The organism is Deinococcus cellulosilyticus NBRC 106333 = KACC 11606, from assembly GCF_007990775.1.
Taxonomy (GTDB): Bacteria; Deinococcota; Deinococci; order Deinococcales; family Deinococcaceae; genus Deinococcus_C; species Deinococcus_C cellulosilyticus.
In genome coordinates this window covers 358,738-384,710 of record NZ_BJXB01000001.1, presented here as the reverse complement: position 1 = coordinate 384,710, position 25,973 = coordinate 358,738, and the positions used below count along the sequence as shown (strand labels likewise).

General features: G+C 57.4%; 24 protein-coding genes. 13 read left to right on the top strand and 11 right to left on the bottom strand.

Annotated features, from left to right (window positions below; all coding sequences use genetic code 11):
* Window positions 1-266: 266 nt before the first annotated feature.
* The gene (locus DC3_RS01610; RefSeq protein WP_146881833.1) at window positions 267-1,415 is read right to left on the bottom strand and encodes a GGDEF domain-containing protein; all 1,149 of its coding nucleotides are present in this window, start codon (window positions 1,413-1,415) and stop codon (window positions 267-269) included.
* 191 nt (window positions 1,416-1,606) lie between these two features.
* On the opposite strand from DC3_RS01610, the gene DC3_RS01605 reads away from it, so the two are divergent.
* Window positions 1,607-1,801 carry a DUF2188 domain-containing protein gene (locus DC3_RS01605; RefSeq protein ID WP_146881832.1) on the top strand — a complete coding sequence of 65 codons (195 nt, stop codon included), beginning with the start codon at window positions 1,607-1,609 and terminating at the stop codon, window positions 1,799-1,801.
* 200 nt (window positions 1,802-2,001) lie between these two features.
* On the opposite strand, the gene DC3_RS01600 is transcribed toward DC3_RS01605, so the two are convergent.
* Window positions 2,002-3,636, bottom strand: coding sequence for an ABC transporter substrate-binding protein (locus DC3_RS01600; RefSeq protein ID WP_146881831.1), 1,635 nt, complete (start codon window positions 3,634-3,636; stop codon window positions 2,002-2,004).
* Between the two features lie 483 nt (window positions 3,637-4,119).
* Here DC3_RS01600 and DC3_RS01595 point away from each other — a divergent pair, with 483 nt between their 5' ends.
* Window positions 4,120-4,503, top strand: a complete 384-nt coding sequence (locus DC3_RS01595; protein WP_146881830.1) for a hypothetical protein — start codon at window positions 4,120-4,122, stop codon at window positions 4,501-4,503.
* A gap of 67 nt (window positions 4,504-4,570) precedes the next feature.
* Here the strand turns inward: DC3_RS01595 and DC3_RS28890 are convergent, their stop codons facing one another.
* From DC3_RS28890 to DC3_RS01580, 4 genes are all read right to left on the bottom strand, one after another.
* Window positions 4,571-4,708 (bottom strand): hypothetical protein, encoded by a 138-nt coding sequence (locus DC3_RS28890; RefSeq protein ID WP_186815763.1) that lies wholly within the window; start codon window positions 4,706-4,708, stop codon window positions 4,571-4,573.
* 22 nt (window positions 4,709-4,730) lie between these two features.
* Window positions 4,731-5,624, bottom strand: a complete 894-nt coding sequence (locus DC3_RS01590; protein ID WP_146881829.1) for an ABC transporter substrate-binding protein — start codon at window positions 5,622-5,624, stop codon at window positions 4,731-4,733.
* Window positions 5,625-5,859: 235 nt separating this feature from the next.
* On the bottom strand, window positions 5,860-6,651 hold the full coding sequence (locus tag DC3_RS01585; protein WP_146881828.1) for a M15 family metallopeptidase: 792 nt from the start codon (window positions 6,649-6,651) through the stop codon (window positions 5,860-5,862).
* A complete protein-coding gene (locus tag DC3_RS01580; protein WP_146881827.1) occupies window positions 6,648-7,160 on the bottom strand; it encodes a hypothetical protein in 513 nt (170 codons plus the stop codon). The genes DC3_RS01585 and DC3_RS01580 overlap by 4 nt, the downstream gene beginning before the upstream one ends.
* Window positions 7,161-7,347: 187 nt before the next feature.
* On the opposite strand from DC3_RS01580, the gene DC3_RS01575 reads away from it, so the two are divergent.
* The 4 genes from DC3_RS01575 to DC3_RS01560 are packed head-to-tail and all read left to right on the top strand — an operon-like array spanning window position 7,348 to window position 11,107.
* Window positions 7,348-8,367, top strand: coding sequence for a FecCD family ABC transporter permease (locus DC3_RS01575; RefSeq protein ID WP_246130497.1), 1,020 nt, complete (start codon window positions 7,348-7,350; stop codon window positions 8,365-8,367).
* 9 nt (window positions 8,368-8,376) lie between these two features.
* On the top strand, window positions 8,377-9,357 hold the full coding sequence (locus tag DC3_RS01570; protein WP_146881826.1) for a FecCD family ABC transporter permease: 981 nt from the start codon (window positions 8,377-8,379) through the stop codon (window positions 9,355-9,357).
* A gap of 22 nt (window positions 9,358-9,379) precedes the next feature.
* Entirely contained in the window at window positions 9,380-10,267 is an 888-nt protein-coding gene (locus DC3_RS01565; protein WP_146881825.1) for an ABC transporter substrate-binding protein, read from the top strand.
* Window positions 10,268-10,315: 48 nt separating this feature from the next.
* The gene (locus DC3_RS01560) at window positions 10,316-11,107 is read left to right on the top strand and encodes an ABC transporter ATP-binding protein (protein WP_281292427.1); all 792 of its coding nucleotides are present in this window, start codon (window positions 10,316-10,318) and stop codon (window positions 11,105-11,107) included.
* 58 nt (window positions 11,108-11,165) lie between these two features.
* On the opposite strand, the gene DC3_RS01555 is transcribed toward DC3_RS01560, so the two are convergent.
* Complete coding sequence (locus tag DC3_RS01555) at window positions 11,166-12,077, bottom strand: FG-GAP repeat domain-containing protein (protein ID WP_146881824.1); 912 nt, start codon at window positions 12,075-12,077, stop codon at window positions 11,166-11,168.
* Window positions 12,023-13,420: an FG-GAP repeat domain-containing protein gene (locus DC3_RS01550; RefSeq protein WP_146881823.1), complete on the bottom strand. Its 1,398-nt coding sequence runs from the start codon at window positions 13,418-13,420 to the stop codon at window positions 12,023-12,025. The genes DC3_RS01555 and DC3_RS01550 overlap by 55 nt, the downstream gene beginning before the upstream one ends.
* Window positions 13,421-13,705: 285 nt before the next feature.
* Here DC3_RS01550 and DC3_RS01545 point away from each other — a divergent pair, with 285 nt between their 5' ends.
* Window positions 13,706-14,656, top strand: a complete 951-nt coding sequence (locus tag DC3_RS01545) for a CPBP family intramembrane glutamic endopeptidase (RefSeq protein WP_146881822.1) — start codon at window positions 13,706-13,708, stop codon at window positions 14,654-14,656.
* A gap of 135 nt (window positions 14,657-14,791) precedes the next feature.
* Here the strand turns inward: DC3_RS01545 and DC3_RS01540 are convergent, their stop codons facing one another.
* On the bottom strand, window positions 14,792-16,579 hold the full coding sequence (locus DC3_RS01540) for an FG-GAP repeat domain-containing protein (RefSeq protein WP_146881821.1): 1,788 nt from the start codon (window positions 16,577-16,579) through the stop codon (window positions 14,792-14,794).
* A gap of 184 nt (window positions 16,580-16,763) precedes the next feature.
* Here DC3_RS01540 and DC3_RS01535 point away from each other — a divergent pair, with 184 nt between their 5' ends.
* A complete protein-coding gene (locus tag DC3_RS01535; protein ID WP_146881820.1) occupies window positions 16,764-17,960 on the top strand; it encodes a GAF domain-containing sensor histidine kinase in 1,197 nt (398 codons plus the stop codon).
* Complete coding sequence (locus tag DC3_RS01530; protein WP_146881819.1) at window positions 17,957-18,646, top strand: response regulator; 690 nt, start codon at window positions 17,957-17,959, stop codon at window positions 18,644-18,646. The genes DC3_RS01535 and DC3_RS01530 overlap by 4 nt, the downstream gene beginning before the upstream one ends.
* A gap of 42 nt (window positions 18,647-18,688) precedes the next feature.
* On the opposite strand, the gene DC3_RS01525 is transcribed toward DC3_RS01530, so the two are convergent.
* Both DC3_RS01525 and DC3_RS01520 read right to left on the bottom strand, forming a co-directional pair.
* Complete coding sequence (locus DC3_RS01525; RefSeq protein ID WP_186815762.1) at window positions 18,689-19,480, bottom strand: siderophore-interacting protein; 792 nt, start codon at window positions 19,478-19,480, stop codon at window positions 18,689-18,691.
* Complete coding sequence (locus DC3_RS01520) at window positions 19,477-20,454, bottom strand: ABC transporter substrate-binding protein (protein ID WP_186815761.1); 978 nt, start codon at window positions 20,452-20,454, stop codon at window positions 19,477-19,479. Before DC3_RS01520 ends, DC3_RS01525 begins: the two co-directional genes overlap by 4 nt.
* Before the next feature lie 512 nt (window positions 20,455-20,966).
* On the opposite strand from DC3_RS01520, the gene DC3_RS01515 reads away from it, so the two are divergent.
* From DC3_RS01515 to DC3_RS01500, 4 genes are all read left to right on the top strand, one after another.
* Window positions 20,967-21,848 (top strand): ABC transporter substrate-binding protein, encoded by an 882-nt coding sequence (locus DC3_RS01515; protein WP_146881816.1) that lies wholly within the window; start codon window positions 20,967-20,969, stop codon window positions 21,846-21,848.
* Between the two features lie 167 nt (window positions 21,849-22,015).
* Window positions 22,016-23,215 (top strand): ATP-grasp domain-containing protein, encoded by a 1,200-nt coding sequence (locus tag DC3_RS01510; protein ID WP_146881815.1) that lies wholly within the window; start codon window positions 22,016-22,018, stop codon window positions 23,213-23,215.
* Window positions 23,176-24,807, top strand: a complete 1,632-nt coding sequence (locus tag DC3_RS01505) for an IucA/IucC family protein (RefSeq protein WP_146881814.1) — start codon at window positions 23,176-23,178, stop codon at window positions 24,805-24,807. The genes DC3_RS01510 and DC3_RS01505 overlap by 40 nt, the downstream gene beginning before the upstream one ends.
* Entirely contained in the window at window positions 24,804-25,931 is a 1,128-nt protein-coding gene (locus tag DC3_RS01500) for an MFS transporter (protein ID WP_146881813.1), read from the top strand. The genes DC3_RS01505 and DC3_RS01500 overlap by 4 nt, the downstream gene beginning before the upstream one ends.
* The last annotated feature ends 42 nt before the right edge of the window (window positions 25,932-25,973 follow it).

Genomic DNA, 25,973 nt, shown 5'->3' with positions numbered 1-25,973 from the left:
CTATGGAGGCCATTATAAGTTTGTGATTTAAGCACTGTCAAGCAAATTTCAGAATGTGGGATCTTATTTTTTCCGTGCAATATTTTGTCTTTTCAAATTCCCAGAAACTTTTTGACATTGTGTCCAAAAAAGTTTTCAGAGTTTAGCATGCATAACCATACAGAGACTTGATGGTCTCTGGCTTGAACTGAAAAATTCAGAAAGCTGCCAGAAGGTCTGTCGTTTCCAGCAGTCTGTAGGAGCAGAAGCAATGTGATACCTACAGCTTAGTCCATGCGCTTCGCAGGTTCAATTGGTACAGGCACATCCGGGTCCTTCATGATGTTGATCTGGGCAGGATAAGGGACATGGCCTTTGTGGCACACCCCTTCGCTCTGCACCTGGTTGCGTCCGCTGGACTTGGAGAGGTAAAGCAGTTCATCTGCAAGTTCCAGCACAGCCTGCAAGGTGGTGAGGGGATGCAGGGTCACCAGGCCACCACTGATGGTGATTGGCCTGGGAATGGGGAACAGGTGAGCTTCAATGGTCTGGCGGATGCGCTCGGCAATGCTTTCTGCCTGGTTCCCCTGGGTCCTCCTGAGCACCACCAGAAATTCCTCACCACCCATGCGGTAAACCCGGTCATAGCCACGTGTGGCACTGCGCAACAGAGCCGCAGTCTGCTTCAGGACCTCATCTCCCATGGAGTGACCAAAGGTGTCATTGACCTGTTTGAAGTGATCGAGGTCCAGCACCAGAAAAGCGTCCCCATCTTCAAACAGTTTGCGGTCCAGTTCGAACTGCCTGCGGTTCAGGAGCCCGGTCAGGGGGTCCATCAGGGACTCTTCCCTGAGGTGCTCGGTGGCCCTCAGGTACTTCATGCGTGTGCGCACAATGCGTGCCGCTCCCCAGAAGCCCAGCACATTGGCCCCGTAATACCACGGAAAGATCCTGATGAAGGCCTGCTGTTCTGCAGGTTCAGCCCCAGCAATGCCCACCCCACTGACCAGAAAAGCCAGCAAAGGTGCCTGGAAGTACGCCCTCGAGGGGGCCACATCCGTTTTGAAAGACATGCGCACCAGGCCCACCACCATCAGGCTCAGACCCATGGACGTGACCACGGGCAGAAGGGGCAAATCAGAGAAGAACACTGCGCAGACCACCACCACGGGCAGGGCGGCCAGAATGCCATAGCTGAGCCCATACCTGAGGGCAATCAGGAGGATGGGCACCAGTCTGAGGTCAATCATGTTGCGCTGCAGGTCGATGCCATGGTACATCAGCAAAATGGAACCCAGTGCAGCAAAGCCTGTACGGAAAAGCAACACATGAATGCGCTTTTCAGGACGCCAGTCGGTGTAAGTCAGACTGAGGAGGTACCCCAGAGCAATCACCATGCAGACGTTGATGAAAAGCGAGTCCAGAATGGAAACCATATCCCCTCCTTCCACGCGATGTGTGCTGTGCAGAAGTGAAGTCAGTGTAATCCTGGACGTCCTACAGAAATCTGAATGGGAAACCCTTCACATCAGGGATCAGAAACAAGGTCCCATGATCCCCTCCAAAAGCGCACCTTCGTACTGTCCATTCAACAGGCTTTTTCTATCCTGATGGTCTGGAGGTGCACATGCCCTGGAATTCGGAGAATTATCCCCAGTCACTGAAAAACTTCAACCCTGAAGTGCGCAGCAAGGCCGTGGAGATTGCCAATGCCCTGCTTGAGGAGGGTCACGACGAAGGCAGTGCGATTGCCATTGCCACTGACCGTGCTGAGGAATGGGCCAAGAACCGTGACATTCCCATCCGGCAGGATGAATCCTGATGGTTTGAGCGCTCTTCCCTGCCCACCCGGATTCCATTTTGGACTTCCAACACCGTTCTACACAGTGCAGATGGTGTTCTGTTGAACTTTTGGCATCAGGCAAAGAAAAAGGACGCCCCATCAACAAAATCCCCGTTGCCAAGCAACGGGGACACGGAGGCTGCCAACAAACAGAAACTTCCAGAGGACTTCTGCAAAAGTTACTTGAGGACTCCCCAGAGCTTGAGACGGTCCTGCACCAGCTGGGTCATCAGCACGTTGTACTTGCTCAGCTGTTTCTCCATCACGTCCAGCATCTCATCGTAGATCTTGTCGAAGTCCTTGGGATCAGCCAGGATTGCTCTGGGAATGTACTTGCGGGTGATGTCCTGCTCCTTGGCCCAGAATTCACTGAGGGCACTGTCCTGGGGAACAGGAATGCTCCACGCAGCCGCCCAGGGAATCGGTTTGAATTGGCTGGCTTTGGGCAGCAGATCACCCCAGAATTTCACCTTGTAAGCTTTCAGGGCAGCTTTCTCGGCGTCGGTGTAGTTCTCCAGGATCTGGTCGGGGAAGTTGGTGGTGTAGTAGTTGCCGGTTTTGTCCTTCACCCCGTCCCCGTAACGCAGGGACAGACCATAATTGCCAATGCCCGTTTCGCGAGCAAATCCAGCGGGGTCCTTCTTGCGCATCTCCTCGTATTTGGGGAGGAATTCACGCTTGCCATTCACCACTTTGTAATGCTTGCCTTCGATGCCCCAGTTGATCAACACCTGTCCCTCATCGCTGGACAGGTAATCCAGGAACTTCAGAATGCGCACAGGGTCTTTGGCCGCTTTGGTGATGCCGATGCCATAACCGCCACGGAATCCGGTGGGCGCATTGTAAGCAGCTTTCATTTTGCTGTTCAGCACCGCAGGGAAGCGTCCGTACATCTGCTCATGCTTGCCTGCAGCCTTCAAGGAGTTCATGGCGTCCCCGATTTCCCAGTTGGCATCAATCAGACCAACCACCCGGCCAGAGGCAATCTTGGCAAGGTACTGGTCGTACTTCTGGGTGAACGATTCCTTGTCCAGCAGGCCGATGTCGTTCATGTGGTTCAGCCAGCGGAAGTATTCTTTTTCCTCAGGCCGGAAGTGATGGGGCATGGCTTTGAAGGTTTTGGGGTCGATGTACCACTCCCCGTCGTCCCAGCCACCTGTGGCCCAGAATGCAGGGTTGGTGACAGAGATCACGAAACGCCAGTCATCGGCGAGCAGGGACAGACCGATGGTGGGTTTGCCATCTGCGGTCTTGGGGTGTTTTATCACGTAGTCGGCAATGACCTTCTCAAAGTCCTTGAGGGTTTTGACTCTGGGGTACTTCTGCTCTTTCAGGGCCTGCAGTTGCAATTTGAACCAGGCATCATTGTCAAAGTAGATCTGTCCGATGGTGTCGTTGTTGGGAATGAAGTAGATGCCCTGGTTTTTGTTCGAAAACTTCATGCGGTTCATCTGGTTGCCGATGACTTTTTTGATGTTCGGGGCATTCTTGTTGATGAGTGAGGTCAGGTCCAGCACAGCGTCGGCATCAATCAGGACCCCTGCAGCACCTTTGGGGGCAATCAGGTCGGGGTACTGTCCAGAGGCAGCAATCAGGTTGATCTTCTGGTCCGGGTCACCCACCGCAAATTCGGCTTTGAGGGTGATGCCTGTGCGTTTGGTGAGCTCCCTGCCCACATCGTCTTGCATGTTGGCCCAGTTGGCGTTGGTGTCAGCGAAAAACGCCGTAACGGTGAGTGGGGTGTTCTGTGCGAAGGCAGAACCAAGGCTGAGGGTGAGAAGGCCAACAAGGGTCAGGGGGATGCGTTTGCTCATGAGGGTTCTCCTGGGGGCTGTTCAGGCAGGTTGTTCCACTGCCAGAGTCCATGCATGGTGACGACAAAAGCACTTCAGTCTTGCCGGGGAAGAAGAAAACAGAAAGGCAGCAAAACACAACAGGGGACGGCTTCATCCTGCTCGGGGATGAGAACAAAGATGGAATCAAATCGTCTTCGAATCGATTCGAATTGATTCCATGTCTCAACGATGAAAGCAGATGTCTTGAGGGCATTGAGACTTTTATGATTTGGCTGCTCTTATTGTTATACCGAATCGATTCGATTTGCAAGAGGGGCAGTGCAAACCTGAAAAAACAGACCCGGTTCAAGCGGCTTGCCCGGCATTGAATGGGAGCTGAAAAGAAGTCTCAGACAGCACAAACTCGGGCCATCCAAAATCCGGGGCACTTCACTGTTCCTTTCTCACCCTCAATGACAGTTGTGTCAGTGAATTGTAAGGCGAAATCGCTAGCATGGAGTCATGGCAACACAGCTGGGCGAAGACCGCAAAGACGCCCTGTGCTACCAGTTGCAGGCAGCCCACTTTCTGCTTCAGCTGGGGAGCACACCAGAAGACCACAAGACGCTTCTGCAGGCACTTCACAGAGCACACCACCACATCTTTCCCCTCGTGCGTTCAGCACCTCTGAACTTCACCCAGAAACCCCTGTATCTCACCGAAACCGATCTGCACCAACTGGACCTGCACCGCAATCAGGCGCTGGAATGTGTGGAAGGGGCCCTGTGGCTGCTGGAACAACAGAGTGGTCAGCAGGTTCCACCTCCGGTTCAGCAACTGGGGCTCCGTGGGGTGGCTGAACTGATCTCCGACGCCTGGAACCTGCTCATCTCATCCGACAGGTGAAAAACACGTCCCACAAGAACAAAAGAGCGGATGCATCTCCGCTCTTTCTGTTTCATCCTGGCTGGGTCTAACGGAACAGTGCCAGAAAGGAGAACGCCACCGTGAGCAGGGAGGCCAGAAACACCAGAGAACCCAGGTAGGGGTTCACCTTCTGCCACCTCATGGGGTGGGCGTTCTGTCGGGTCTGGGTGGATGGGTTCTGCATGGTTTCCTCCTGTCTGAATGTGTTATTTTGCGGGACGGTCTGCAAGCACACCGCTTGAGATCATCTGCGAGAAGATCAGGTTCATGCCTTTGAGGCCACGGGCTTTGGACCACAGGTCACGGTCAAAGATGTAGACCCTGTTGTTTTTCACAGCAGACAGGCTGTTCCAGAGGGGATCTTTTTTCCAGCTGTCCAGTGGGGTGGCCTCTCCCTCGTTTTTCAGCAGCACGATGGTGGCAGGGTTCTGGGCCACGATGTTTTCCAGGGTGATGGTGTACTGGATTTCGCCGTTCTGGGGTCTCACGGGATTGGTGCGGCCCATTTTCTGGAACAGGCTGCCAATGAAGCTTTCTGTGGAGTGCACAGTGGCACCTGCCTGACTGGAGAGCACCATCACCATCAGGGGTCCAGCTTTGGAACGGGTGTAGGCTTTTGCCTTGTTCAACATGCGGTTGTGGTCGTCCAGAAGGGTCTGGGCTTTCTGCTCCCTGCCCAGGGCCTGTGCAATGGTCCTGAACTGACTCAGCATGTCGGGGTAATCCCCACGGAAGGAATTCAGGGAGATGGTTGGAGCAATTCTGGAAAGCTGGGCATAGATGTTCTTGTGCCGCTCGGTGTCTGCGATGATCAGGTCGGGCTTTAAAGCCAGGATTTTTTCCAGGCTGGGCTGGGCGCGGGTGCCGACCGGGGCCACGTTTTTCAGGAAAGCATCCAGGTAGGCCAGGTTTTTGCCACCGTCCTGTGCAACACCAATGGGTTTCACGCCAAGTTGCACCAGCGCATCTGTGAAGCTGTGTTCCAGGGTAATAATGCGTTTCGGGGTTTTGCTGAGTTCCGTCTTGCCCAGATCGTGGGTGATGGTGACAGCCTGTGCACTGGACAGGGCAAGCAGGACGGTCAGGGGAAGTTCTTTCATCTCAAACTCCTCTATTAATCCGAGTGGATTAGTCGGTTTTAGGGTATCAGGTCTGGTTCAGGAAGGCAAGGGACAGGCCTTCATGGACAGCAAGAGCACCAGGCTGAAGCGTTTGGTCCCCACCAAAAGAAGCTGTACACAAATCAACGGTCCTTCTGATTCGCTCTCCCAACTCGGCAGCATCTTTTGAGACCCACCTTGCAGTGGGCCTTCCCCTCAAACCCCAGAGGGCACCTCACTGGATCGGACACTTTGAAGGGTCGATCATTTCGGGACGGTATTCAAAGTGCATGGTGTCAAAATGGTACCAGCGTCCACCCCACACAAAGCCTTCACGTTCAAACAGAAACACCAGTTTCTCGGGAATCTGGTTGCGGTAAACAATGCCTTTTTGCCCTTCCTGGTATTTGTGGTATTTCCAGTAATTGGAGTGTTTTCCATTCAGGTCAATGGCAATGCCAAAACTGTGCATGGAAAGGCGTTCGGTTCCTGCCACCTTCCTCCACAGATACGTGCCCTGGTGTGGTGTGACATATTTCTGCAGCTCCGGATTTTTCTGCAAGGCCTGCTCCACCCGCCTGAGGGCTGCAGCCGCACCATGCAGGCCCTGAAACTTCACTGTTCCACCCAGCCATTTCACGGGAACAAGATTGGACTCCACCTCCTGAGGGGTCTGACCGTACAGTTTCTTGAAAAACACCTCACTGCGCACCCGCCCAGGGTCTGAAAGGTAAACAGGGGTGCTCAGGGGCAGGCAGGTCGGATACGGCTGGGACACTTGATCCCGCAGGTCTGCGTGATCCAGCATCCAGCTGTAGGTGCCCGCTCTGGTGCGAACCTTCACCGGCAAAACCGTGCCATCCTTCCAGTGGACCTCCTCCAGCGTCCAGCTTTTGATGGCCTGCGGGTAGGCTTGCTGAAGGCGCTCCAGTCCCTGCTGAAGCTCCTTTTCTCCAGGAGATTTCTGCATCCCTTGCACATGAAAACCCAGCATCAGGGAGACCAGCAAGGTCCGTCGGAGGTTCATCTGTTGATGCAGTGGTTGATCCAGGGAGCCTTGCCCGGAATCCCTGTGCGGGTGAACCACATCAGCACATCGCCATTGGATGTGTGCTGCATGTTGACCAGCAGCGGTCCAAAGGTGCGTTCCCGTGTACTGTCATTCTGGATGAGCCAGGTGGACACCCAGCTCTGGATGCTTGCTCTGCGTTCGGGAAGCAGGTTGTAGCAATTCAGGGCCACATGACCAGCCAGCGCAGCGATCTTGTGGGCCTCCTGATCTGTGAGGTTGCGGTCTGCAAAATAAAAGAGCATTTCATTGAGTTTGCCGTTCTGGTAGTGGGACCGAAAATCCACATGGAAGGCCCGATTGGCAAAGGTGAATCCAGCCCAGTCTGCATGCACTGCTGTATAAGGCACTTTTCCTGTTTTCATCACCTGGCTGAGGGGGAAAGCTGTGGCCTGCCCCTGTGAGAGCAGCAGGGAACCACCGATCAACAAAGTTGAAAAAAGGGTTGAGCGATTGAAAAGTTTCATGGAAACCATGATGACTTTTTTGCAGAACAGGGGGTGTGATCGGGCAGCAACATGAAGGTTTGAATAAGCCCCAGTTCTGGAAACCACCCTGCCTGACTGCAGGCCCAGGGACCCGAAACTTTACAAAATCATTGCACCTGCAACAAAAAACTTGACAGGCTCTGGTCAAACTTTTAGACTCGGTAAGTTGAGTATTCCACTCGGATTTATTGCCATGACAGAGACCACCCGCTTTCCCCTGATGCTGATCCTCAGCCTGCTGTTGCTGGCCTTCTGCTTTGCCCTTTCCATCAGCATTGGAGCGGCCCGCATCCCTCTCTTAGAGGTGTGGTCCCTGACCTTTCACCCCTCAGATGAGCAAAACAGCCTGATCGTGCACACCATCCGCCTTCCCAGAGCCCTGGTGGGCATGCTGGCAGGTGCTGCCCTGGCGATCTCTGGAGCGATCATGCAGGTGGTGACCCGCAATCCACTGGCCAGTCCAGGACTGCTGGGGGTGAATGCAGGTGCCGCACTTGCCCTGCTCTTGCTGGTGGTCTTCTTCCCCACCCTGCCCGGATTTCTGTATGTTCCTGCTGCATTTGTGGGAGGGGTGGGAGCAGCGCTGCTGGTCTTCGGTATGACCTCCAGTGTGGGTTTTTCCCCTCTGAAACTGGCCCTTGCAGGTGTGGCCGCGAGTGCCCTGTTCAGTTCTGCGGCCAGTGCCCTGAAGATTCTTTTTGAGCAGCGGGCACAGGGGGTGCTGTTCAGTCTGGCTGGAAGCGTGGCCGGGCGCACCTGGGACCATTTTCACCTGCTGTGGCCCTGGGTGGTCGCCGGGGTGATCCTGGCCCTGATCTACTCTGGACGCCTGAACCTGCTGGCCCTTGGAGATGAACTGTCCACCAGTCTGGGCATCAAGACGCGCCTGAACCAGCTCATGCTGACCTTGCTGGCCGTGCTGCTGGCTGCCAGTGCCGTGAGTGTGGTGGGTCCTGTGGCCTTTGTGGGCCTGATGGTCCCGCACATCACCCGCAAACTGGTGGGCGTGAACCACCAGATGGTGATCCCCATCTGTGCCCTGCTCGGAGCGAGCCTGGTGACCATCGCCGATGTGGCCGCACGACTGATTGACTTCCCTGCCGAAACCCCGGTGGGCATCCTGATCTCTGCCATCGGAGCCCCGTTTTTCATTTATCTGGCACGCAATGTGCGCAAGATGTCCTGAGGTGACTGCATGACTGCCCGCACCACCCTCTACCTGCTCATCCTGCTGGCTTTCACCCTGCTGCTCAGTGTGCTCGCCCTGGGCATGGGCACCGTGCACATCCCCGCCATGGAAGTCGTGAACAGTTTCACCGGCAAAGCAGAAGAACTCTACAGCCGCATTGTGCTGGAACTCCGGCTCCCCCGCATCCTCACTGCTGCCCTGACTGGAGCGATGTTCGCTGCATCTGGTGTGATCCTGCAAGGGGTGGTGCGCAACCCTCTGGCGGCCCCTGATGTGATCGGGGTGAATGCAGGTGCTGCACTGGCTGCCGTGCTGGTGCTGCTGGTGATTCCGGCCTCCCCCTCCTGGCTTCTGCCCTGGGGGGCCTTTCTTGGCGCATGGGTGGGTTTTGCCTGCACCTATCTGCTTTCCCGCATGAATGGACAGGTCAGCCCGGCACGCCTTGCCCTGGTGGGGATTGCGGTAGGGGCTGCCCTTGGGAGTGTGGAACAACTGATTCTGGTCCGTGCACCAGATGGCATTGCCCAGGCCCTCTCCTTCCTGAGTGGCACCATTTACGCCGCAGACTACACCCGGGTGTACCGCCTGCTGCCCTGGGCTGCCCTGCTCTTGCCCCTCAGCCTGATCCTGAGCCGTTACGCCAACCTGCTCAGCCTGGGAGATGCCAGTGCCGTGAGCCTGGGGGTGCGTCTGGAACGCATGCGGGCCATTCTGCTCACCCTGGCGGTGGGCCTCGCTGCTGCTGCCGTGACCGGAGCGGGTCTGCTGGGCTTTGTGGGCCTGATTGCTCCCCACATGGCCCGCCTGATGGTGGGCCCCCAGCACCAGAATTCCCTCCCGGTGAGCATGCTGGTGGGTGCCCTGCTGGTGATTGGTGCAGACACGCTGGGCCGCAGCATCCTCCCCCCCATTGAGATCCCTGCCGGGCTGCTCACCACGCTGCTCGGTGCCCCATACTTCCTGTACCTGCTCAAAAAGAACCGCTGAAAAAGCTTCAAGGAGAACCCCCATGAAATACCCCCTCATCCTCACCCTGTCTCTGTTTGCCACCGCCCAGGCCCAGAATTGCTCTGGTCGCCTGATCCAGCACGCCATGGGCGAAACCTGCGTTCCAAAAGAAATCAAACGTCTGGTGGTGCTGGACACCGGAGAACTCGACAGTGCCCTGGCCCTCGGCGTCAAACCCGTCGGGGCCGTGCAGGCTGTGGGCGGATTTCCGGCCTACCTCAAAGACCGCACCGAGGGCATCACCCCTGTCGGGACCATTGCAGAACCCAACCTGGAGAAGATCCTGGCTTTGAAACCCGACCTGATCCTGTCCAGCAAACTGCGTCACGGCAACATCTACAACCAGCTTTCCAAAATCGCTCCCACCGTCATGGCTGAAGCCGTGGGCGTGGTCTGGAAAGACAACCTCAAGCTGAACGCACAGGCCCTGAACAAAACCAAGGCCTACCAGCTCCTGATGAACAACTACAACAACCGCATCCTGAAAATCCAGGGGCAACTGAAAAAAGCCCGCGTGAACACCACCATCAGCATGATCCGCTTCGTGCCTGGCCAGACCCGTATCATGCTGCAGGACAACTTCATCGGGACCATCCTCAGAGATGTGAAGCTGCCCAGGCCCAAATCCCAGAACAAGGCAGGCTTCATGGACGTGGCCACCCCGGAAAGCATTCCCCTGATGGACGGCAGCTACATTTTCTACAGTGCTTACGGCCCCAGTGAAGCCACCCCCATGAAAGACTACCTGCAGAGCCCTCTGTGGAAGAACCTCAGCGCCGTGAAAAATGGCCGTGCAAAGGAAGTCAATGACGACTACTGGTACCTCGGCATTGGCATGCTGGCTGCAAACAAGGTTCTGGACGACCTCCAGCGCATCTTTGCCCAGTAAAAGACCCACCGGAGACTTCCCCCTCCGCGACCGTAAAGGAACGAGCTCTTGAGCGACCTCAGCACCCGAAACCTGCACCTGTCGTACGGCAGCAAGGCCATCATCGAAGACATGTCCATCGACCTGACCTCAGGCGGCATCATCAGCCTGATCGGGCCGAACGGCAGTGGCAAGAGCACGCTCCTGAAGTCGCTCGCCCGTCTGCTTCCCCCTTCCAGCGGGAGTGTGATGCTGGACGGCAAGGACATCCACCGTCTTCCCACCAAACAGGTCGCCCAGAAGCTCGCCATCCTGCCCCAGAGCCCCTCTGCCCCGGAAGGATTGACCGTTGAGGAACTGGTGTGGTTCGGGCGTCACCCCCACCAGAAACTTCTGGGGGGCAAAAGCAAAGAAGACCAGGACCTCGTGCAATGGGCACTGACCCAGACCGGGATGACCATCTTCGCGAAAACCCTGCTGGAAAACCTTTCCGGGGGCCAGAGGCAGAGGGCCTGGATTGCCATGAGCCTTGCCCAGGGTACGCCCCTCCTGTTGCTCGACGAGCCCACCACCTACCTGGACCTCAGCCACCAGCTTGAAGTGCTGCACCTGATCCAGCGCCTCAACAAGGACCAGAAGAAAACCATTCTGATGGTCTTGCATGACCTCAATCAGGCGGTGAGGTACAGCTCCCATCTGGTGGTGGTGAAAGAGGGCAAGGTGTTTGCCCAGGGGGAGCCTGCAGAGATCATGACCCATGAACTGCTGCAGGAGGTCTTTGGTCTGAAAGCCCACATCATTGAGGACCCGGACACCGGGAAGCCCCACATCATTCCCTACGGCATTGCCCGGATTTTTTGAAACACAAGAAAAACCCCCGCACAGCCGTTTCTGCGCGGGGGTTTTCCTGTTGAGGGTCTTATTTCTTGATCAGGATGCTGATGGTGTCGCTGGAAGAGTTGCTCACCAGCGCATCCACCTTGCCGTCCCCATTCACATCGCCCAGTGCAATGAATTGCGGAGAAGTGCCCACCGCAAATGTGGTCTGCACCTGGAATGTGCCGTCCCCGTTGCCCAGCATGAAACTGACGGTGTTGTCGTTCAGGTTGGTCACCAGCAGGTCAATCTTGCCATCCCCGTTGGCGTCCCACAGGACAGGATATCTGGCTCCACTTCCTGCGGCGTAGGTGGTCTGGGTCTGGAAGGTGCCGTCTCCATTGCCCAGCAGCACACTGATGGAATTGGCTCCGGTGTTGGTGTTGTCCGTCACCACATCCAGTTTCCCGTCGGCATTGAGGTCTGCCACCTCAACAAAACGGGGGCCATCCCCCACCGCATAAGCCACAGGGGTCTGGAAGGTGCCGTCCCCATTGCCCAGGGCCACCCTCACTGTGTCGGTGCTGAAGCTCTGCACCACAGCATCTGGCTTTCTGTCCCCGTTGAGGTCACCGAGCGCCACACCACTGGGGGTGTTGGCTGAGATGGTGCCGCTGGACTGCAGGGTGCCGTCCCCATTGCCCAGGTACACGCTGACCGTCGTTCCACTCAGGTTGGCGGCCAGCACATCGAGTTTCCCATCGAGGTTGATGTCACCGAGTCGCGCACCCCAGGTGCCATTGCCTGCTGTGTACACGCTGGGCGTCTGGAACGTGCCATCCCCATTCCCAAGCCACACACCTACACTGCCAGGAAGGGCAGTGTAGGTGAGGACCAGGTCCAGTTTTCCATCCCCGTTCATGTCTCCGAGGAGCGCCGTTCTGGGGTTGGCGGTGGTGGTCACATCGGAGGCAGCCTGAAAAGTCCCATCTCCATTGCCCAACCGGATGCCCATCGAGATCCACCATAGTGAGGGTGAATCATGTCAAGCCTTCCATCCCCATTCAGGTCTCCCAGGGCCACACTCCAGGGGGTGTCTCCTGTGGTGATGGTGGTCGGTGCATTGAACCCCGTGGCTCCCTCAGCTGCGCCTGTGATGCGGAACCGCTGGGTGGCCGAGAGGGCCGCACTTCCCCCGACAGCCGTCACCTCCACCTCCTCACCAGGTTTGAAGGGTGCCCCCACAGTCGGGGTGTAACGCCACTGCCCACCCGTCTGGCTGAACGTGCCCGCATTGAAGCTGTTGAAAGCGCTCAGCCTCTTGCCCGTCTGAAGGGCCTGAATCACCAGCTGGTTCTGTGGGGTGCTTCCTGACAGGACCGGACCTGCCTGATCGTCGCAGTAGGAGGCCAGCACAGGCGTCGTGGGGACCGGAAGGGTTCCCTGTGCACTGAAGGTCGGCCAGATCTGGGGTTTCTGGGTCTGGTTGATGAGATACGCAGGTGTGGCTCCCCCTGAGATGGGCACACTGCAGAGCGTCCTGCTGGTGCCTGTGTAGGCACTGCCTGGAAAGACATTCACGCGGCTTGCGCCTGCTGCTGCGACCCTCGCTGCAAGCCCACTGCTTCCGAGTTGCTTTTCCTCCAGCGATTCTGTGACCTGGTTGATGCTGTCTTCCACGTAAATCATGGTCAGGGTCACGCTTTTTGGGGTGTTTTCGATGGGGGTCTGCAAGGGGACCTTCACCGAAAGGCTGACGGTTCCCTGGTAATCGTTGCTGGCCGGGTTTGCATCAAGGGTGCGGCCTCCTCCAGTGCGGTCCACCACAAAGCCATAAGGGAGCACCGTCTGGATGCTGCTGGGCAGGCCCGACAGGCTGCTGGTTTCTGAGGCATCAAACACCTGCATGCTCTGTGAACTGCTGAAAGACCCATCTCCAGCAAAGTTCCCAGAGGGCAGGACCTGCGTTGCCAGTGCTGGATTGGCCGCAGTTCCATCTGCTTTTTTCATGGTGCGCACAGCAGTGTCACTGAGGGTGCTGGTGGTGTCCACGGCCAGGAAAGTCACGTTGGTTCTGGGGGTGGGACTGGGTGTCCCTGTGCTGCTGGCATTTCGGATCTGGTATGTGGAGGTGATGTAACGGTAACCGTTGGCATCATGGGACGTGCTTCCCAGCACTTTCAACTGAATGGACGCCAGTGTAAAACTCTGGGGTTTCACCCCTGCAGCGTCTCCAACTGTAAGGTCCAGGACACCAAGGGTTTTGAAGCGTTGCTGCTCCTCGGGTGTTGTGGAGGTGCAGGAAGCCAGCAGACAGGTCAAGAGCAGACAGGTGAGCCCACCTTTGCGAATCAGCATGGCTCTCCCGGATGCTGGCAGGGGCCAACAGAGGAAAAGGGCTGGTGTTGCACGAAAACAATGAACCCGGGGACGGACTTGCGTGGAAACATCAGGGCCTCCTTGACCAGAACGCAACTGCACTTTTTGGATGGTGAACCAATTCGAGTCCAGTATAGCGAATCCTCATTTCAGGTTTCTGATTGCACCCAGCCTCCCTTCTTGCCCTCCCTGATGACATTTGTCAGCCCGAACAGATGATGGATGTCTCTAAAAATCCATGTCCTGCACGCTTAACATCAGGGCATGCAAAGATGGATTCGGCAGTTTCCCCTTCTCAGTTTTTTTGTGCTGGCTTTTGGGATCACCTGGGGGTTTCAGGTGCCTGCCATTGTGCTGGCGCAGCAGCAAGGCCTCACCCTCAGCAATGAAATGAACCTGCAGCATTTTCTGTCCCTGTTCAGCCCCACCGGACAGGTGGACAGCCTGCTCCCTTACCTGCTCTTCACCCTGGGAGCAGGACCTCTGGTGGCTTCCCTGTGCGTCACCTGGGCCATTGGGGGGACCCCTGCCCTGCGTGACCTGCTGAAACGCACCCTGGCCTGGAAAGTGGCCGGAAGATGGTACCTCGTGGTGCTGCTCCTTCCTTTGCTCATGGCTGGCGTCAGTCTGCTTCTGGGCGTGCTGTTTGCCGGGGTTGAGCCTTCAGCAATGAAGCCTCGCCTTTCCTGGACCCTGTTCCTGCCGTTTCTGCTTTACATGGTGGTTTTCACGGGTGTGGTGGAAGAGGTGGGCTGGCGTGGTTTCGCCCTCCCTCAGTTGCAACGCACCATGAATGCAGAGAAAGCCTCATGGATTCTGGGCATCCTCTGGGGGGTGTGGCATTTCCCCTTCATCCTGTATTACAACCGGGAAATGGCTCCAGGAATGGTGCTGGGCGTGCTGGTTTCCCTGGTGCTCAGCATCGTGGGATGGACCATCGTCAACACCTGGGTGTACAACAACACCCGCAGCGTGCTGCTGCTGGTCCTGCTGCACGGCTGGGGCAACACCGTGCAATCCTATCTGGTGCTCTCCACCGAGAACATGCTGGCCCAGACTGCCTATTCGCTGGTGCCCTGGGTTGTGGCTGTGGTGCTCCTCAGGAAATTCGGCGCAGAACACCTGTCTGCTGCACCACGCCCGGTCCTGAACGACCAGGGGATGCAGGTGGAGGGCCCAGTGACGGTGCCCCGGGCTGTGGGCCTGAAAACCTGAACGGTCCAAGAGCGTCCCTGACCAGGGACGCTCTCCTGTTTATGAATGCTCATTCTGTCTGGGTCCTGAAAATCGACCCCTCTACATCAATGACATTTGATTCAGAAACAACCTGTTCCTCTGAAATTCAGTCCCTCACTCCTGCAGAATCACACTGGCCGTCTGGGCAATGTAATTTGGGGACACCAGATCAGGCTTGCCGTCCCCATTGAAATCGGCAACAGCCACACCATAAGGGGACATCCCTGTGGCAAGGGTGCTGGGTGCTGCAAATGTGCCATCGCGGTTGGAAAGAAGCACATTCAAGGCATCGTGGTCCCGAATGGCAGCAATGAGGTCGTCTGCCCCATCGCCATTCAGGTCAGCAACGGTCAGGCTGTAAGGTCCAGATCCCACCGTCGGTGCATTTCCCAGGGAAAACCCTCCTGCCCCATTGCCCAGCAGCACCTGAAGGGTGCTGCCTGTGCGCAGATTCACCACCACATCCAGATGACCGTCCTGATTGAAATCCGCAACGCCAGGTTGATAGGGCCCGTTGCCTGCAGGCACATCGGTGCGGGCCCGGAGTCCGGTGTCCCCCTGGCCCAGCAGCACGCTGAGGGTGTTGCCGTACATGTTGGCGACCACCACATCCACCTTGCCATCTTCATTGAAATCCGCGAGGGCCAGACCCCTCGGGTGGTCCCCGGTGCGGTGGGTGCCTTCTTCGGTGAAGGTGCCGTCCCCTTTGCCCCGGAAGACCTTCAGGGTGCTGTCCTGGTTGTTGGCGACCACCAGATCAGGGTGGCCATCCCGGTCCAGGTCTGACGTGCCAATGCCCATGGGTTGAGCCCCGGTGGGGTATGTGACCTGAGCAGCGAAACTGCCCGTTCCATCTCCCAGAAGAACACTGATGGAGTTGCCATCGGTGTTGGAGACCGCCAGATCCAGATGCCCATCGTGGTTGAAATCCCGGGCAACCCCGGCAAAGGGGTAGGCTCCGGTGCTGAACACCTGACCGGTGTTGAAGGTGCCATCTCCATTGCCGGTCTTCACCCGCACCGTGCTGTCTCCTCCACTGAGCACGGCAATGTCCTGAAGGCCATCCTCGTTGAAATCTGCGGCAATGACCCCTCTGGGATAAAGATCGGTAGGCACAGAAGATGCCGCATCAAAAGTGGGGGGCCAGGGGGTGTAAGCTTGCTCTGCAAAAGCCGCAATGAAAGAAAAATAGAAAGGGTCCTGATCTGGTGTGCTGGCCAGTGGAAAACTTGTGGAGAACGTGACGTTTCGGGTGGTGCCTGATGGGAAAAAACCATCCACAAACCATCCAAAGTTCTGCACCTGCGCGGTCAGGCCTGCAGGAGGGGAAACCACAAAGCCAGAAAGGTTGAGGCTTGATCGGTAAGTGGCCCCTCCGAAATCCTCAACGGCCTGATCGCCAGTGCGGTCATAGCTGTAGAGGGGACCCACCTGCATGTCCTGTGCCCTGTTGGACGCATCCGAACCATCGGGGTGCTGCACCCGTGAGAAAATGGTTCCAGGAACAGTGGGCGCTGTGGCGTTGTTGGAGGGGTCCCCATCGGTGTCCTGCAAAGAAACCCCGACAAAACCCAGACCCTGCAGGGTGCGCCCGGTCTGGTTCGTCACCTGATAGGTGGTGGAAAGGTACCGTTTGCCTTCCCGTTTGACCGTGAATGAGTTGGTGGAGAGGTGCTGAAACCTGAGTCCACCCACCACCACCGAGAGCCCCTGTTTGCTGATCAGGCTGCCTCCGGGAACATGCAGGGAGCTCTGCGGATGACTGCTTCCCACCCCCTGGAACTGCACCTCCACCAGATGGGCAGGGAAGGGCCTGACAGGAGGGTGTCCAGCCTGCATGACTTTTCCACAGGCAGCAAGAAGCAGGGGCAGGACCATCAGATGAAGATGGAATTTTTGCATGGGTGTCCTTTCTGGAAGCCCAGAATGTGGCCTTCCACAGCTGACATTTGAATCTGGACATGAAACAGTAAAAGACAGCCCTGGCTTCTGGCTCTCTTTTGACCCAGAGTAAAGCAGGACCTGTTCTGGCAAAAGGGAGTTTCCCCCCTACAGGTTTTTGCTGAAGACGTGCGATCATGCAGTCATGCACAGCGGCCATCTGGCCCTCCCCCGGGCCACCGGTTGGGGGGCATTTGCAGACCAGATCGTGAACCACACCCAGCAGGTGCTGGGATACCCTTATGTGTTTCTGACCCAGTACCACCCAGAGCGGGGAGAAGCCGGATGCGTCGCCTGGGCAGGGTTTCATCTGGAGCCTGTGAAGCGCACCCTGAATGCCGTGCAGCGCCTGCTGCCCCACTTCGATCCCGTGGGGACCGTGGCCCCCGTGCGGGCCAATCCCCTGACCGCCTCGGTGTATCTGGAAGCCCGGGTGGTGCAGGCCCCGGCCATGCAGGTGATTCAGGGGGCGGTTCCACCCATGGTGGTGCACCTTGCCGGAAAGATTGCCGGAGTCACCCACATCATGATGCTGCCTCTGGAACTCGAAGGACGGGTGTATGGTGCGCTGGTCTGCTGCCACAACAAAGCCCAGGTGCCTGAAAGAGAGGTGGAGACTGCTCGTGCGTTTGCTTCCCAGGTGGCCTTCGGCATTCACAATGCAGAGCTTCGCAAACAGCAGGAAGAGGCCATGAAAGCCCTGCAGGACTCCCGTGAACTGCTGTCTCTGGCCGAAGAGCGCACCCGGCGCATGATCAGCGAACACCTGCATTCCCGGGTGCAGTCCCGCTTGCTGGTGGCCTGGTACCAGCTGGGCCAGGTGCAGGCTCTGGATGCAACACAACAGCAAACCCTGGAGGAGGTGCGGGCAGCCCTGGACCACATCCGGGAACACGAAGTGCGCCTGATCAGCCACCAGTTGCACCCCGAAGCCCTGCAAATCGGGTTGATTGCTGCCCTGCAGGTGCTGGCAGACCGCCTGCAACCCGTGGTCAGGGTGCAGATCCGTGCCGACAGTGCCCTGATCCGACTGGAGGATGGGGTGGAAGAGGGCCTGGCCGCAGACCGCCGACTCGTGGCCTTCCGGGTGATCGAGGAGGCCCTGGGCAACACCATCCGGCACGGTCAGGCCCGTGAAGCCCTCCTCTCCCTGCGCCTGGGCGAAGGCCATCTGGATCTGGAAGTGCAAGACAATGGTGTGGGATTTGACCCCGCCACCCGATCCAATGACGGACTGGGCCTGCGCTGGATTCAGGCCCGGGTGGAACAGGTGGGAGGACAGTGGGGCATTGAGAGCCACAAAGGAGGACCCACCCGACTGTGGGCCAGGATTCCCCGATGAAAGGACCGGCAATGAAAGTGATTCTGGTGGAAGACGAGAGCCTGTTTCGCAACCTGCTGCGCACCGCACTGGAGCAGACCCGCGAGGTGCAGGTGCTGGCTGCCCACCCCTCTTCCACCCTGACCCTGAATGATCCCCGCATGCATGAAGCAGATGCAGTGGTGCTGGACATCGACCTGGGGCCAGACAGCCCTCTGAACGGCATCCAGCTTGGGCACAAACTGCGCGAAGAGCATCCTGATCTGGGCATCGTACTGCTGTCCAACCACAGCAGTCTGGTGTTCGCAAGGTCACTGGGCACGGACTTCACAGGCTGGGCCTATTTGCTTAAAAAGTCCGTTCAGGACATCTCCATCATCCTGCGTGCCCTGAAAAGCGTGATTGAGGGAGAGGTGGTCCTGGACCCCCAGCTTCTGAAGCCCGAGCGCATGCTGCAGGGGCCTTTTGAGCACCTGACCCCCAGGCAGGCGGAACTTTGGGGCCTGATCACCCAGGGGTACACCAATGCGGCCATTGCCGGGCATCTGGGCCTCTCCCAGAAGTGGATCGACAACGCTGTGAGCGGGCTTTATGTGGCGCTGGGTCTGGACAGCGGTCAATCCAGGGTGAACCCGAGGGTGGCTGCAGCCCTGCTTTATGCCAGAACCATCCAGCATGGTTTTTTAACCGTTCTGGACAATGAATGAGGAGGCCTTTCAGGCCTCCTCACAGAAAACGATCCTGCTGGATCAGGTGCGAAAATCATACCCGAGTTCGGTGCTGTAGCGGGTTTCGGTCATGCCTGCCTTCCAGTAGCCCAGCGCATAAAGCATGGAAGGGTGCAGACCTCTTTCCTGCAATGCGTGTTGACGAACCGTGCGAACCAGTTGCGATTCTCCCCCCACCCATACAAAGGTTTTTTCGTGGTTGGGCCATGAGGCTTCCAGAACACGCTGGATGAGGTGTTGCTGGCTTTCACCCTGGTCCTCGAAGAGCCAGTGGGTCTTCACCTGTGCGTGGGTCAGGAGAACAGGCAACTCCTGCAGATCAGGCAGCAGCATGAAGACCTCAGCCGTTGCTGTCTCTGGCAGTCCTTCCAGAATCACTGAAACCGCAGGCACAGTGCAGTGGTCTCCGGCAATCAGGTGATGCTGGGCAGGCTGCACATAGGTGCTGCCTTTCCCGGGAGGGATGATCCCCACAACTTCTCCTCCACGGGCACATTCCGCCCACTGGGAGGCTATGCCTTTGCCGTGCAGCACAAAATCAATGTCGATCTCTGCGGCTTCTGGTCGGTACGCCCTTAAAGTGTAGGTGCGCATGGCCGGACGAGAAGGCCCTTCAGGCCACACGGCCTTCCCTGCATCGTCCTGCATGGGCCACTGTGGGGTCACCCCAGCAGGAGGAATCAACACCTTCAGGTGGGTGCCAGAGTGAAAGTTTTCCAGTTCTGGCCCACCGAGGGTGATCCTTCGCATTTTCGGGGTGAGGTGCACCACCCTGCGCACCTCTGCAACCCGCATGTCCCAGAGGCGTTTCATTTGACAGATTGCAGGATGGCAGAGGTGAGGTCCTGCACCATCTGGCGGTCGGTGTTGGGGCCAAGCCATGGGCTGTAGGCCGGATAGATGTAATTCACCAGATGCCCCTTGCTCTGTTTGAGCAGGTCCTGGCTGGGTTTGATGCTGGCGATGGTGTCTTCCACTCCGTTGGTGAAGGGCACGCTGATCACCAGGGTGTCTGCGGGCACTTTCAACAGGGTTTCTTTGGAGAGGGCATACACGCCCACCAGACCACCATCATCTTTGATGCCCTCGGGGAAGTTGTAGGTGAAGCCCAGAGAACGCATCACGTTGGCCACCCGGTTTCCGGTGTAGAGGTAGTCGGTGCCAGATGCAAAGCTGCAGATCACCATGAACTTGCTGTATTTCTTGAAGACCCCTGCTTTCTGCAGTTGTGCCTTTGCAGCCTTGACTTTACGGTCGTAATCATTCAGGAACTGTTTGGCACGGGCTTCTTTGCCCCCGAGTTTGGAGAGTTCGGTCATGGCGGATTTCCAGCCATCGGGACGGTCCGTGCTGAAAGACACTGTGGGGGCAATCTGGCTGAGTTTCTGGTATTCGCCCAGACCCTGCCAGTACAGGCGGATGATCAGGTCAGGTTTGAGGGCAAGCAGGGTTTCCATGTTGGGGGTCATCCAGTTGCCCACATAAGTGACGTTCTGAATGTTTCCAAATTGGAAGAAGGTTTTGTCCAGGTTCTTGATGTTGACCTTGCCCGCAGAGGTCACATCGGTGGGCAGGATGCGGGGAGAACCCACCCCGATCACGTTGAGTTTGAGCGCAAAAGCGATGTCCAGCATTTCTTCACTGATCACCACCACACGTTTTGGGTTTTTGGGGACCACGGTGGTGCCCTCGTCGTGTTTGATGGTCACGGTGGTCTGGGCCAGGGCAGCACCAAACAGGAGGGGCAGGGTCAGGGCAGCGGTTTTCAGGAAGGTTGTGATCTGCATGGTGTCTGTCCTTTGCGGCTCAGGTGAATCAGGCCAGCAGGATGGTCCTCCTGGTCGATGTTCCTGATCAAAAATTGTATTCCGACCCATTTGGTCAGAATTCTGCTGTTCATGGTAATGCATGAAATCCGAGCTGTCAACTCGGGATTATCGGAGCATGGGAGGGGAGGAACCTGTCAGGGAAATGTTTGTCGCCGAGGGCCGAAAGCCGAGAGCAAAATGCAGAAGACTGAGGAAATGCTGCAACGTCATCTCAGGCAAGAATCAATGATGACACGGGCCAAGCTTCTGCTTTCTGGACGCATTTCTCTTGCTGTTCACTGTGAACTGTCAACTGTGAACTTGTGTGATGACTCTGGTTGGTGCGCAACAGCTTTTTCAATCCTTCCCCTCCTGCTTCGCTGCTCCTGGGGTTTTCCCCACACCCTTTGAGGGTTGCCAAAATCACAGACGGATGCTAGTCTCTGAATGCCGACTAATCCAGTCGGATTAATGAAATCAGGAGAACCGACATGAAAACCTGGCTTACCCTCGCCCTGCTTGCTGCCACCTCAGCGCAGGCCGTGACCATCACGCACGTTGCAGGCACCACCGAACTGAAAAGCACCCCCAAACGCATTGTGGCTCTGGAATACAACTATCAGGATGCCCTCCTGAAACTCGGGATCAAACCTGTGGGCGTAGCCGACCACGGGGCAGGCCCCCTCCCCCACCTTGCCAAAGGCCTGAAAAACGTGCCCAGTGTGGGGCTGCTGGCCGAGCCCAGCCTGGAAAAAATCATGGCTCTGAAACCTGATTTGATCCTGGCAGACGCCGAGCGCCACAAGGCCATTTATGAACAGCTGAACCGCATTGCGCCCACCATCATGTTCAACACCTACTACGGCACCTACAAGGACCAGCTTGAGCAGTTCTCTGTGGTGGCAAAGATTGTGGGCAAAGAGAGTCTGGCAAAGACGGCCCTGAACGACAACCAGCGCATTTTCCAGAAGGCAAAAATCCTCACCCGGCCTGAAACCTTTGTGACCGGCGTGATGACCCCCACTGACTTCTGGGTGCACACCGACAAGAGCTTCGTGGGCTCCCTGCTGCAGGACCTGGGCCTGAAAACCCCTGTCAGCAACCCCCAGAACACCCAGTACAAGATCACACTGGAAAACCTGATTGCCTACAACCCTGACGCCCTGGTGATCATGATCAACCCAGGTGACGAGGCCCTCTGGAAAGAATGGCAGAAAAACCCCCTCTACCAGAACCTGAAAGCCGTGAAGAACAAAAAGGTCTACACCTTCAGCCGTGAACTGTGGGCCAAGGGGCGCGGGATTCAGGGCATCAACCTGATTCTGCAACAGGCCACCACCAGTGGACTGCTGACCGGAAAAACCCAGAAGTAAACCTGAAACCTGCTGGGCAGGCTGCACCCACACATCCGCAACCTGCCCACCCAAAAACACTCTGGAGCATCCCCCTCAGAACAGAAGAGGTTCCCTGACTGTTCCCTGGGTGGTCGCACCCTCAACCTGATTTTCAAAATCCAACTGCAACCGAAAGAGGTCAACCCATGTCCCTGACCCTTGCCCTGATTGCATACCTGCCCACCGACGCTGTGACCCAGGGTTTTTTGCCCGCAGCGCAAAAACTCGGCTGGAAGGTCATGCTGTACACCGATGTTCCCGAACTGCACCACAAAGCTTATGAAGGCCTCTCTTTCAAACCCGAAATCATTGAAGCCGATGTGTTTCAGGTGCAAAGCCTGATCGAGGCCGTCGCCTCTCATGGCAAACCCGATGTGGTCTTCTCGAATTCAGATCACCTGCAAACCCAGACCGCCTTGCTGGCCGAGTATTTTGGTCTTCCCGGAAAACCCTGGAAAGCCGCTTACCGGGCGAAAAACAAGGCCGCCATGCGCAGGCAGCTTGAGGCCCCGGATTTTTACCACACTGTGCTGCACCCCGATCAGGACTGGCACACCAACCATCCTTATCCGGTGGTGCTCAAGCCCAGAGAAGGGGTCGCCAGCAGGCACGCCTATTACATCCCGGATGCCTTGACCCTGCGTGACCGCGTGCAGCAGGTCTGGAGTGAAGAAAAAATCCCACTGGTGGTCGAACAATACCTGACCGGGCAGCTCTACACCCTGGAAACCCTGGGGGATGGTGAAACCATTCAGGTGCTTGGGGGGTTCAAAACGCGCCTCAGCCCACCCCCTTACTTTCTTGAAGAAACCATGGAGTGGCAGCCTGATCTGCCTGCAGAGATGCAACAGCAGGTGCTGGAACAACTGGCAAAACTCGGGGTTGGCCTTGGGGCCTGTCACACCGAATTTGTCTGGAAGGACAGTCAGGCGTCACTGATCGAGGTGAATTACCGCAACATCGGGGACCAGTGCGACCTGCTGTTGCAGGACCTGCTGGAGTTTCCGTTGTTCGAGTGGGTGCTCAGGCTGCATGCCGGAGAAAAACTCCCTGCGCTGGAATTCCCCAGAAAGCACGCTCTGGTGCATTACCTGTTTGCAAAAGAGGATGGAACCGTCACGGTTGCCCCAGAAAACCAGACGTTTGAGCGAAATGGGACCATCACCCAGTTTCAGGTGCTCAGCAAGGTGGGGTCACAGGTGGATGGGACCTCCAGCAAACGGAGCTTCCTGGGGGTGCTGCGCATGATTGGCCCTGATCCTGTGGTGCTTCAGGACACCCTGCATGATCTGGAAAGGAGCCTGGAATGGCGCATCGCCTCACCCCATCCCGTGCTGATTTCATAGGGGCCACCGGGCAGGAGGAGGTCAGCCGCAAGCTGCTGACGGCCCTGCTCAGGGAAAACATCGGGGGGCTGGACCAGACGCCCATGCAGCATCCGTCACTGGGCCTGTGCGTCCAGCATGGACCCCACCTGATTCCCGTCAGACCTGAGGGATTGTGGCACCCGCTGGAGGCCCGCTCTGCTGAAGTGTGGAATGAAGACATCCGCAACTGGATCTCTGCACTGGATTTTGCCGGGACGCTGGACCTCCCTGGTTTTGACCTGCTGAAAGAAGAGTTTGAAGCTGCGCAGCAGTACAGCCAGTACCGCCTCAGCCAGATGCCTCAACTGCTTGCGAAACAGACCACAGAGCAGAACCTGCTGTTCTTTGACCGTCTGGCCGCCCTGCTGGACCACCCGATCTATCCCCTGCCTGCCAGGCTGGGCTTTGGTCCACAGGACCTGCAGATGTACTGCCCCGAAAGCAGCAAGGGGTTTCTGCTGCGCTGGGTGGCAGTGCCAGCACAGCATGTGTTTCTGAGCAGCAAGCCGCCTGAGATTTTCCCTGATTTTGCAGATGTGGGGCTTCCTGATCTGCCAGAGCATCACCTGCTGCCTGTGCATCCCCACTCGCTGGATCATGTGGAAAGCCTGACTCCAGATCTGCAGCTCAAAGTTGCCCCCCTGTCTTTCCTGAAGGTGCATCCCACCCTGTCTTTGAGAACCGTGGTGCTGGAAGACGCCCCTGAGCTTCACCTCAAACTGCCCCTGCGCATCCGCACCCTGGGGTACCGCAACCTGCGCACTTTGCAGCCAAAGTGCTTCAAAGATGGCGCGGTCATGCAGGAGGTGCTCCGTGAACTCTGTGGTCCTGAGGTGCTGCTGACCGATGAAAGCCATTACGGCCATGCAGGCACCCAGGATCTGGGGTACCTGCTCAGGAAATATCCTGCCCTTCCCAAAGGCAGCTTGCAGGTGGGACTGGCCTCTCTGCTTGCCCCACACCCCGATGGAGGCAGGGTGATTGAGCACCTGACCTCCAGCCCCAGAATGCTCCTGAGGAACACCGTGCAGCTCCTGCTGGAAACACACCTGAAACTGGCCCTGCGACACGGCATCGTGCTGGAGGCCCACCAGCAGAACACCACCCTGGTGCTGAAACCCGATGGTCTGCACCTGCTGCTCAGGGACAACGATGCCCCCCGCATTCACTGGGAGCATTTCAGGAGCAAACACCCTGATCTGGCCCAGAAGCTCCTGCCTTTCGGGGACCCCTGTCTGCCCACCGACAGCGTGGACGCCCTGGCCGACATGTTCATCACCATCATCTTGCACCTGTGCGTGACCAGTGTGCTCAGACAGGCTGCAGAAGCAGGACTGATTGACCTGCACACCGAACTTCAGGGGGTGCGACACTGCATCGAAAGGCTGCTGGATGAGCATCAGGATTCACCCTTTGCAGGCCATTTCAGAAAACGCCTGCTGGAAGATGTGCATTTCCCCAGCAAGACCATGCTCAGTGCAGGAACCCTGTTTCCCAAAGCGGACCTCGGGGTCAGTGACATCAACAAGAGTTACCGACGCCAGGCCCCCAATTACCTGAGGACCCCATGACCGGACAGGTCACCCTGATGGTGGTGCTGGGCCATTTTGTGGCTGCCTTCACCGCCCTCGGGCTCCCCCCTTACCTCACCGAGGCCCTCAGAGGCATGGGAGGAGATGGGACGAGGTGGGCTGGCATCCTGTACATCCTGCCCACCATCTGTGTGGCGATCAGTGCGCCGTTCTGGGGCAAAATGGCAGACCGTTACGGCAGCCGAAAACTGCTGATCCGTGCCCAGCTTGGCCTCGCCGTCAGTTACTTTCTGACCAGTCAGGCAAACAGTCCCCTGATGCTGGCCCTCAGCCTGATGCTGCAAGGGCTGCTGGGCGGCACCTTCTCGGCATCGAGCGCCTACCTGGGAAACCAGCTGAAAGGAAAAACCCTCAGCCGTGCCCTGACCCTGATGCAGAGTTCTGCCCGTCTGGCCCTGCTGGTGGCCCCTGTGCTGGTGGGAGTGCTGATCCAGCATCATCCGGTCTTGCAGCTTTACGGCTGGTTCTGCCTGCTGCCCCTGATTTCTGCCCTTCTCACCTTTTTCCTGCCTGAACCTCCAGTGACTGCGAAACATCAGCGCACCCAGAAAAAAGTCTCCCTGAAAGCAGGGCAGCGGGTGTTCTGGCTGGAGTTTCTGTTTGTGCTGTCCACCATCCTCAGTTTTCCTTATTTCATTGACCACATCAGCCACCAGACCACCCTTTCCTGGGTCCCAGGGCTGCTGTTCTCTTTGCCCCATCTGGCCTACCTGCTTGCGGTTCCCTTGCTTCCCAGACTCCCGCAGGGCTGGACCCTTGGTGCTGGATTTGTGCTGGTCGGCATCAGTTTGCTGTGGCACCTGTGGGCCAGCGACCTGCTCCTGCTGGGCCTGCTGCGTCTGGTGCTGGGTTTCGGGATGGCCCTGTGCATCTCGTCCATCAACGACCTGGCGGCAGAACTGGCAGAACACCATCCCAGAGGTCAGCTGTTCGGGGTGCTGGAGGCCTACGGCAAGGGTGGCGCCGTGGTGGCAGGGATTCTTGCCAGCCTCCTGAGCACCCACATGGAATGGACCTTCTGGCTCTCAGGAACCGTTGCCCTGGTCAGCGTGCTGCTCACCCTTTCGCCTGCCCGAACCTTACAGCAGGCCACCACCGATTGATCGGATTCCGGCAAAACAGACTTCACTTTTCAAGGAGGCTTC